Here is an 8353-nt window from a genome sequence, read left to right on the forward strand (position 1 = left end):
CCCGCGCCGGCCGCGCCCGCTCCGGTCGCCCCGGCCGCTCCCGCGCCCGCCGCGGGTGCCACGGACGAGGGCGCCTACGTCACCCCGCTGGTGCGCAAGCTCGCCGCCGAGAACGGCGTCGACCTGGCCGGCGTCAAGGGCACCGGCGTCGGCGGCCGTATCCGCAAGCAGGACGTCATCGCCGCCGCCGAGGCCGCGAAGGCCGCGGCCGCCGCGCCGGCTCCCGCCGCTGCGACTGCCGGGGGCCGTGCCGCCAAGAAGGCGCCGACCCTGGAGGCCTCCCCCCTCCGCGGCCAGACCGTCAAGATGCCGCGCATCCGCAAGGTCATCGGCGACAACATGGTCAAGGCGCTGCACGAGCAGGCGCAGCTGTCCTCGGTCGTCGAGGTGGACGTCACCCGCCTGATGCGCCTGCGCGCCCAGGCCAAGGACTCCTTCGCCGCGCGCGAGGGCGTCAAGCTCTCCCCGATGCCGTTCTTCGTGAAGGCGGCGGCCCAGGCGCTGAAGGCCCACCCGGTCATCAACGCCAAGATCAACGAGGCCGAGGGCACGATCACCTACTTCGACACCGAGAGCGTCGGTATCGCGGTGGACTCCGAGAAGGGCCTGATGACCCCGGTCATCAAGCACGCGGGCGACCTCAACATCGCTGGCATCGCGAAGGCCACGGCGGAGCTGGCCGGCAAGGTCCGCGCCAACAAGATCACCCCGGACGAGCTGTCCGGCGCGACCTTCACCATCTCCAACACCGGTTCGCGCGGTGCGCTCTTCGACACGATCATCGTGCCGCCGGGCCAGGTCGCGATCCTCGGCATCGGTGCCACGGTCAAGCGTCCGGCGGTCATCGAGACCGAGGAGGGCACGGTCATCGGCGTCCGCGACATGACCTACCTGACCCTCTCCTACGACCACCGTCTGGTGGACGGCGCCGACGCGGCCCGTTACCTGACCGCGGTCAAGGCGATCCTGGAGGCGGGCGAGTTCGAGGTCGAGCTCGGCCTGTAGGGCTCCAGCAGGTGCTGCAGACGCGCCCCCGTCCGGAACTCCGGGCGGGGGCGCCGTCGTAGGCGCGGCAGGTCCTAGTGCGGCCGGAGCGTGTGGTCGCTCCAGTCCCACAGGGTCTCCACCCACACGTTCGGGATGTCCAGGCGCGGCGCGTGGGTGAGGTGCCGCGCCCGGTAGGCGTGCAGCACGTCGTAGGTGGCGTCGAGGCAGTCGCGCGAGGTCAGGTCGCCGGTCGAGGGGTCGAATCCGACGAGGAAGCCGCGGTTCTCCACGGTGCGGATCATCGTCCGGGCGGCGGCCACGTCACCGCCCGGGGAGGAGACGCAGCGGTAACGGCTGTAGGGGTGCGTGGACTTCCCGGGGTAGTGCGCGTCCCGGGACATCTCGCTGAGCATGCGGTCGTACGAGCCCTGCGCGTGCCAGGCGCCGATGGGGCCGCCGGGCGGGGTGTAGAGGGCGTTCGTGGGGTTCTCGACGGCGCCGTAGACCCATCGGTCCGTCCCCGTGACCCGGAAGCCCCAGCCGACGTGGCCGAACTTCTGCGCGCCGTCCGGCTTGACGAAGACGCAGGCCCCGCCGGGTCCGGCGGGCTGCGCCGCGGCCACGGTGGAGCCGGCCATGCCCTGGACCCGCGCGCCGCCGTCCGCCGTCGCGGTGGCCGCCGGACGGGTGTTCGCACCCGATGCCGCGGTGGGGGTCGGCCGGCACCCCGTGACGCCGATGACCGTCCCCGCGAGGGCCACCGCGACCGTCCAGCCGAGCCTGCTGCGCCGTTCCCCGATGTTCATGCCGTCCCCCAGATGGTGCGGGGGCGCCCCGTCCGGACACCCTTGCCGACCGCGACGGCACGGGGCGCCCGCGGGTTCTCGCCGTGACACGGCGGTGACGGCTCCGGGTCGGGTCCGGTACGGGTCTTTACACGCGACAACGCTCTGTGCAGCGTGTAAGTCTCGTCTCACCTGCACGAAAGCGCCCCCGTGCGCCCCTCCCGAAAGGGGTCGCGGCCTTATTGTCTAAACGTCAAACGCCCCCGGGGCCGATGGGCGGCCCCTCCCTAAGGAGCCCTCATGACCGCGCCCGTCATCCACTCGCTGCGCGAACAGATCCGCGAGCACATCGTGGAGGGGATCGTCAGCGGGCGCTGGCAGCCGGGCGAGCGCATCGTGGAACGGCGCATCGCCACCGAGCTGGAGGTCAGCCAGACGCCGGTGCGGGAGGCGCTGCGCGAGCTGGAGTCGCTGCGGCTGATCGAGTCGGCGCCCAACAAGGGCGTGCGGGTGCGCAATCTGACCGCCGCCGACCTGGAGGAGAGCTACCCGGTGCGGGCCGGCCTGGAGGCGATCGCCGCGGAGCTGGCGGCGGAGAAGCTGGCCGAGGACTGCTCCGCCCTGGAGCCGCACGTGGCCGCCCTCTACCAGGCCGACCGCGCCGCCGACGGCACCGGCCAGGTGCGGCACACGGTCGCCTTCCACCGCGAGCTGGTGCGGGCAGCCGGGAACTCCGTGCTGCTGCACACCTGGGAGGGCCTCGGCATCGAAGTCTTCACGGCACTGTCGATCCGCTGGCTGGGAACCGTTCAGCAGTCGTACGCGGAGGAGCACGAAGAGCTGGTGCAGGCGTTCCGCAGGAGGGACCCGAGGATCGCCGAGCTCGTGAAGGCCCACGTACTGGGTTGCGCCCCGCGGGCCTGACACAGTCGAGCATTCCTGCGCTCACCTGCGGAAACCGTTCGAAAACGCGGCACCCGGTGCCACCCGCCAAGGCACCGCATGCCGACTTTCTCGGAATCGAGAGATTTTGCCCGGGAACCCTTTGATCGATCATCGATCAGGGAGTTATTGTCGCCGACGGGCCTGAACCGAGGCCCAGCGCCCTGTCCTGCCAAAGACAAAGGGCACACCCGAACCCTTACCGATGAGGGAACCCCCTTCGACTGAGGAAGGCGGCGACATGACCGACCCCAACGCCATCCAGCCGAGCGAGCTCGACCAGCTCCACGACCGGGACCCGGAGGAGACCGCCGAATGGCAGGCCTCGCTGGACGCGGTCGCCAAGGCGGCGGGCCCGCACCGTGCCGCATACCTGATGCGCCGCACGCTGGAGCGCGCGGAGGGCAACGGCATCGCGCTGCCCAAGCTCCTCGAGACGGACTACGTCAACACCATCCCGACCGCCGCCGAGCCGAGCGTGCCCGGTGACGAGGAGATGGAGCGCCGTATCACCGCGTGGAACCGCTGGAACGCGGCCGCGATGGTGACCCGCAGCAGCAAACTCGGCGTCGGCGGCCACATCGCCACCTTCGCCTCCGCGGCCTGGCTCTACGAGACGGGCTTCAACCACTTCTTCAAGGGCAAGGAGGGGGACGGCTCCGGCGACCAGCTCTACATCCAGGGCCACGCCTCCCCCGGCATCTACGCCCGCGCCTTCCTCGACGGCCGCCTCACCGAGGCGCACCTCGACAAATTCCGCCAGGAGGCGGGCGGCGGCGGCCTGCCGTCCTACCCACACCCGCGGCGCCTGCCCTGGCTGTGGGAGTTCCCGACGGTGTCGATGGGCCTCGGCCCGCTGTCGGCGATCTACCAGGCGCGCTTCAACCGCTATCTGACCGCCCGCGGCATCAAGGACGTCTCGTCCTCGCACGTCTGGGCGTTCCTCGGCGACGGCGAGATGGACGAGCCGGAGTCCACGGCCGCCCTCGCACTCGCCTCCCGCGAGGGCCTGGACAACCTGACCTTCGTCATCAACTGCAACCTGCAGCGCCTCGACGGCCCGGTGCGCGCCAACTTCAAGATCGTGCAGGAGCTGGAGGCCCAGTTCCGCGGCGCCGGCTGGAACGTCGTGAAGTCCCTGTGGGGCTCCGCCTGGGACGAGCTGTTCCAGCTCGACACCACGGGCGCGCTGGTACGCCGCCTGCGCGAGGTACCCGACGCCCAGGTGCAGACGTACCAGACGCGCGACGCCGCCTACATCCGCGAGGACTTCTTCGCCAATGACCCGGCGCTCGCCGAGATGGCGAAGCTGCTGAGCGACGACAAGATCCTCGAGTGCTTCCACCTCTCCCGCGGTGGCCACGAGGCGCGCAAGGTCTACGCCGCCTACAAGGCCGCTGTCGAGTTCAAGGGCGCGCCGACCGTGATCCTGGCCCAGACGGTCAAGGGTCACACCCTCGGCCAGGGCTTCGCGTCGAAGAACGCCAACCACCAGATGAAGAAGCTGACGGTGGACGAGTTCAAGACGATGCGCGACCTGCTCGAACTCCCCATCTCGGACGCGCAGTTCACCGACGGCCAGGTTCCCTACGGCCACCCCGGTGCCGACTCCCCCGAGGTCCGCTACCTCCAGGAGCGCCGCGCGGCCCTCGGCGGCCCGGCCCCGGCCCGCCGCTCGCACGCGCTCGCCCCGCTGCCCGCTCCCGCGGACAAGGCCTTCGCCTCCTTCGACAAGGGCTCCGGCTCGCAGAACGTGGCGACCACGATGGCCTTCGTCCGCCTGGTCAAGGACCTGGTCCGCGACAAGGAGACCGGCAGGCGCTGGGTGCCGATCGTCCCGGACGAGGCACGCACCTTCGGCATGGAGAGCCTCTTCCCCTCCCTCGGGATCTACTCCCCCAAGGGCCAGACGTACGAGCCGGTCGACCGCGACCAGCTGATGTACTACAAGGAGGCCAAGAACGGCCAGATCCTCAACGAGGGGATCACCGAGGCCGGTTCGATGGCCGACTTCATCGCCGCGTCCAGCGCGTACGCGACGCACGGCGAGGCGATGATCCCGTTCTACATCTTCTACTCGATGTTCGGCTGGCAGCGCACGGCGGACCAGATGTGGCAGCTCGGCGACCAGCTCGGCCGCGGCTTCCTGGTGGGCGCCACCGCCGGCCGCACCACGCTGACCGGTGAGGGCCTGCAGCACGCCGACGGCCACTCGCCGGTGATCGCCGCGACCAACCCGGCGGCGCTCACCTACGACCCGGCGTTCGCCTACGAGATCGCGACGATCGTCAAGGACGGTCTGCGCCGTATGTACGGCGAGGCGGCCCCGGGCGAGGACCCGAACGTCTTCTACTACCTCACCGTCTACAACGAGCCGCTGCCGCAGCCTGCGAAGCCGTCCGCGGCGGGCGTCGACGAGGGCATCGTCAAGGGCCTGTACCGCTTCAACACGGCCGAGGAGGCGGGGCTCGCGCCGGCGGCCAACGCCCCGCGCATCCAGCTGCTCGGCTCGGGTACGGCGATCCACTGGGCCCTCGACGCGCAGAAGCTGCTCGCCGAGGAGTGGGGCGTGGCCGCGGACGTCTGGTCGGCGACCAGCTGGACCGAGCTGCGCCGCGACGCGATGGCGGCCGACGAGGCCCTGCTGCGCGGCGAGGAGCGCGTCCCCTACGTCCGCCAGGCGCTGCACGGCGCCGAGGGCCCGGTGCTCGCGGTCTCCGACTACATGCGCCAGGTCCCGGACCAGATCGCGCAGTGGGTCGACCAGGACTACTCCTCGCTCGGAGCCGACGGCTTCGGCCTGTCGGACACCCGTGACGCGGCCCGCCGCCACTTCGGCGTCGACGCCCCGTCGATCGTCGTCGCGGCGCTCGCCCAGCTGGCGCGACGCGGCGAGGTCAAGGCCACGGCGGTCAAGGAGGCCCGGGAGAAGTACGGGCTGTAACAGGCGGAGCCTGCACGGATCCGAGTGACGGGGCCCCCGCCGCGGCGGGGGCCCCGTTGCATCATGACCGTATGCGCGCTGCCCGCCTCATCAAGATGGTGCTCCTGCTGCAGTCCCGGTCCGCCATGACCGCCGCCGAGCTCGCGCGAGAGCTGGAGGTGTCCGAGCGGACCGTGACGCGGGACGCGCAGGCGCTGTCCGAGGCGGGCGTGCCGGTGTACGCGGACCGGGGGCGGGCCGGCGGCTACCGGCTGGTCGGCGGGTACCGCACGCGGCTGACCGGCCTCGCGCGCAGCGAGGCGGAGGCGCTGTTCCTGAGCGGGGTGCCGGGGGCGCTGCGCGAGATGGGCCTGGAGGACGCGGCCTCGGCGGCCCGGCTGAAGGTGTCGGCGGCCCTCCTTCCGTCGCTGCGGGACGCCTCCCGCAGCGCCTCCCAGCGCTTCCATCTGGACGCCCCGAACTGGTTCACCGAGCCGAAGGCGCCCGCGCTGCTGCCCGCGATCGCGGACGCGGTGTGGGACGACCGCCGGATCACCGCGCGCTACCGCGGCCGGGGGGCGGAGGTGGAGCGCGAGCTGGAGCCGTACGGCCTCGTGCTCAAGGCCGGGGTCTGGTACCTGTGCGCGCGGGTGCACGAACGGGAGCCGGAGCGGGAGGCGCACCGGGTCTACCGCATCGACCGGTTCACGGCCGTGGAGGCGGGCGGGGAACGGTTCGCGCGGGACGAGGAGTTCGATCTGCCCGCCTTCTGGGAGGAGCGGGCCGAGCAGTTCGCCCGGTCGATCCTGCACGCCGAGGTCGTCGTACGGCTGTCGCCGGACGGTGCGCGCAGGCTGCCGTACGCCGTCGATCCGGCCGCCGCCCGGGAGGCCCTCTCGGCCGCGGGAGCGCCGGACGAGGACGGATGGCTGACGCTGACGCTCCCGGTGGAGTCCGAACAGGTCGCCCACGGCCAGCTCGCTGGGCTCGGCCCGGAGGTGGAGGTGCTGGCGCCCGGGACCCTGCGGGCGCGCTTCGCGGACGACGCGGCGCGTCTGGCCCGCCTGTACGGGACATAACAATCCGTCGCACTCCACGTGCGCCCCACCCGCCCAGGGCCGATGCTGGACCCGTGATGGACGAGACGGAGTTCTGGGAGCTGGTGGACGCCACCCGCGAGGGCGCCGAGGGCGACCCCGAGGAGCAGGCCGACCTGCTCGTGGAACGGCTGCTCCAGCTGGACCCGGACATGGTCCTGGACTTCGCCCGTCACTTCGAGGCCCGCTACAACCGCGCCTACACCTGGGATCTGTGGGGCGCCGCATGGGTCCTGCTCGACGGCGCGAGCGACGACGCGTTCGACTTCTTCCGGTGCTGGCTGATCGGCCAGGGACGCGAGGTGTACGAGGGAGCCGTGCACCAGCCCGACACGCTGGCCGACCTCCTGGCCGACTTCGACGAGGAGATCGACGGCGACGGCGAGGAGCTGGGCTACGCGGCGGACGAGGCCTACGAGCAGCTCACCGGGACCGTCGCGCCCGATCTCGGCATCCCGCCCGCGGCCTCCGAGCCGGAGGGCGCTCCGGTGGACTTCGAGAACGAGCGGGTGCTGGCCCAGCGCTATCCCAAGCTCTGGGACCGCTTCAGGGATTGATCACCACCGTTTCGACGTCAGGGGGACCATGGCCCGCATTCCGTACCCGGAGCGTGTTGCCGACGCCGTGACCAGGCTGCCCGTGCAGCTCAACGCCTTCCGCATGCTCTCGCACGCCCCGCCGATGACGGGCCCGGCGATCGACCTGGGCCTGGCCGTGCTGCGCGAGTCGACGCTGCCGGTCCGGCTGCGCGAACTGGTCGTGCTGGCGGTCGCGTCGGGCACGCGATGCACGTATCTGTCCGTCCAGCACGGTCCGATCGCGCTCAACGCGGGTGCCACGCCGGAGCAGTTGGCGGCGATCGCCGAACAGCGCACCGACGGGCCGGAGTTGGAGGCGACCGAGGCGGCGGCGGTGACCGCGGCGTTCGAGCAGGTCGCCCGGCACACCCTGGCCGAGGGCACCCTGGCAGCCCTGCGCGAGCGTGTCCCCGACCGGCAGGTGGTCGAGATCGTGACGACGACCGGCTACTACGTCATGCTGGCGGGCCTCATGAACGGCCTCGGGGTGGACGTCGACCCGTCCGGCGAGAAGTTCCTGGGACTGGTCGGCGGCGACCCCGGCTGAGCGTCACGCCCCGGCCGTCCGCCGGCGGACGGTGTCCGAGGGGACGTAGGCCTGTGTCTGGTCCGCCTTCACCACGTGGTGCATCGGGGCCGCGTTGGCCTGGTCGAGCGCGGACGCGGTGACGGCGGCCGGACCCAGCACGACGGCGACCGCCGCGCAGAGCGCCGCCCAGGGACCACGGGAGGTCCGGATCGTGGTGCCGGTGTGATTGCTGCTCATCTCTTCCCCACCTCCGGTCTGTGCGTGGGCACGACCTTAGGAAGGCAAGCTCGGCGGATTCGGTGAGGCGGCTGCGAGCCACCTGTGAACGCGTCCCGGCCGCCGGTACGCGGCCACTGGATGTACCCGGGTCTGTGCCAGGTGCGGCGAGAGCATGTGCCGGGCGTCGCCGGGCAGGCGGGACTTTCGCAACAGGCCCTAAAGGGTGTTGCGGAAGGTTGTGTTCGGGCAGGTCAGGGCCCGTGGAGGCAGTCCTCTGGTCATGATGCGAGGGC

8 protein-coding genes are annotated in these 8353 nt (G+C 71.7%); 6 read left to right on the forward strand and 2 right to left on the reverse strand.

Features of this window, described 5'->3' with window-relative positions; genetic code table 11:
- Positions 1-1005: 2-oxoglutarate dehydrogenase, E2 component, dihydrolipoamide succinyltransferase (gene sucB / locus ACFU97_RS45915; RefSeq protein WP_384269234.1), on the forward strand; the 1005-nt coding region annotated here is incomplete at its 5' end.
- A gap of 74 nt (positions 1006-1079) precedes the next feature.
- On the opposite strand, the gene ACFU97_RS45920 is transcribed toward sucB, so the two are convergent.
- Entirely contained in the window at positions 1080-1793 is a 714-nt protein-coding gene (locus tag ACFU97_RS45920; RefSeq protein WP_384269236.1) for a hypothetical protein, read from the reverse strand.
- Between the two features lie 279 nt (positions 1794-2072).
- On the opposite strand from ACFU97_RS45920, the gene ACFU97_RS45925 reads away from it, so the two are divergent.
- The 5 genes from ACFU97_RS45925 (at position 2073) to ACFU97_RS45945 (ending at position 7859) form a co-directional block, all read left to right on the forward strand.
- Positions 2073-2696, forward strand: a complete 624-nt coding sequence (locus ACFU97_RS45925; protein WP_384269238.1) for a GntR family transcriptional regulator — start codon at positions 2073-2075, stop codon at positions 2694-2696.
- A 259-nt stretch (positions 2697-2955) separates the two neighbouring features.
- A complete protein-coding gene (gene aceE / locus ACFU97_RS45930) occupies positions 2956-5658 on the forward strand; it encodes a pyruvate dehydrogenase (acetyl-transferring), homodimeric type (protein WP_384269240.1) in 2703 nt (900 codons plus the stop codon).
- A gap of 71 nt (positions 5659-5729) precedes the next feature.
- Entirely contained in the window at positions 5730-6716 is a 987-nt protein-coding gene (locus ACFU97_RS45935) for a helix-turn-helix transcriptional regulator (RefSeq protein ID WP_384269243.1), read from the forward strand.
- Positions 6717-6772: 56 nt separating this feature from the next.
- Complete coding sequence (locus ACFU97_RS45940; protein WP_384269248.1) at positions 6773-7291, forward strand: DUF4240 domain-containing protein; 519 nt, start codon at positions 6773-6775, stop codon at positions 7289-7291.
- A gap of 28 nt (positions 7292-7319) precedes the next feature.
- Positions 7320-7859: a carboxymuconolactone decarboxylase family protein gene (locus tag ACFU97_RS45945; protein ID WP_384269245.1), complete on the forward strand. Its 540-nt coding sequence runs from the start codon at positions 7320-7322 to the stop codon at positions 7857-7859.
- Between the two features lie 3 nt (positions 7860-7862).
- On the opposite strand, the gene ACFU97_RS45950 is transcribed toward ACFU97_RS45945, so the two are convergent.
- Positions 7863-8078 carry a hypothetical protein gene (locus ACFU97_RS45950; RefSeq protein ID WP_384269246.1) on the reverse strand — a complete coding sequence of 72 codons (216 nt, stop codon included), beginning with the start codon at positions 8076-8078 and terminating at the stop codon, positions 7863-7865.
- Between the last annotated feature and the right edge of the window lie 275 nt (positions 8079-8353).

It is taken from the genome of Streptomyces sp. NPDC057616 (genome assembly GCF_042800575.1).
Lineage (GTDB): Bacteria > Actinomycetota > Actinomycetes > Streptomycetales > Streptomycetaceae > Streptomyces.

What these genes read in the sequence shown, in the direction of transcription:
- ACFU97_RS45920 (WP_384269236.1), bottom strand. Translation starts at nt 1,793, where the DNA reads ATGAACATCGGGGAACGGCGCAGCAGGCTCGGCTGGACGGTCGCGGTG.
- ACFU97_RS45925 (WP_384269238.1), top strand. Translation starts at nt 2,073, where the DNA reads ATGACCGCGCCCGTCATCCACTCGCTGCGCGAACAGATCCGCGAGCAC.
- aceE (WP_384269240.1), top strand. Translation starts at nt 2,956, where the DNA reads ATGACCGACCCCAACGCCATCCAGCCGAGCGAGCTCGACCAGCTCCAC.
- ACFU97_RS45935 (WP_384269243.1), top strand. Translation starts at nt 5,730, where the DNA reads ATGCGCGCTGCCCGCCTCATCAAGATGGTGCTCCTGCTGCAGTCCCGG.
- ACFU97_RS45940 (WP_384269248.1), top strand. Translation starts at nt 6,773, where the DNA reads ATGGACGAGACGGAGTTCTGGGAGCTGGTGGACGCCACCCGCGAGGGC.
- ACFU97_RS45945 (WP_384269245.1), top strand. Translation starts at nt 7,320, where the DNA reads ATGGCCCGCATTCCGTACCCGGAGCGTGTTGCCGACGCCGTGACCAGG.
- ACFU97_RS45950 (WP_384269246.1), bottom strand. Translation starts at nt 8,078, where the DNA reads ATGAGCAGCAATCACACCGGCACCACGATCCGGACCTCCCGTGGTCCC.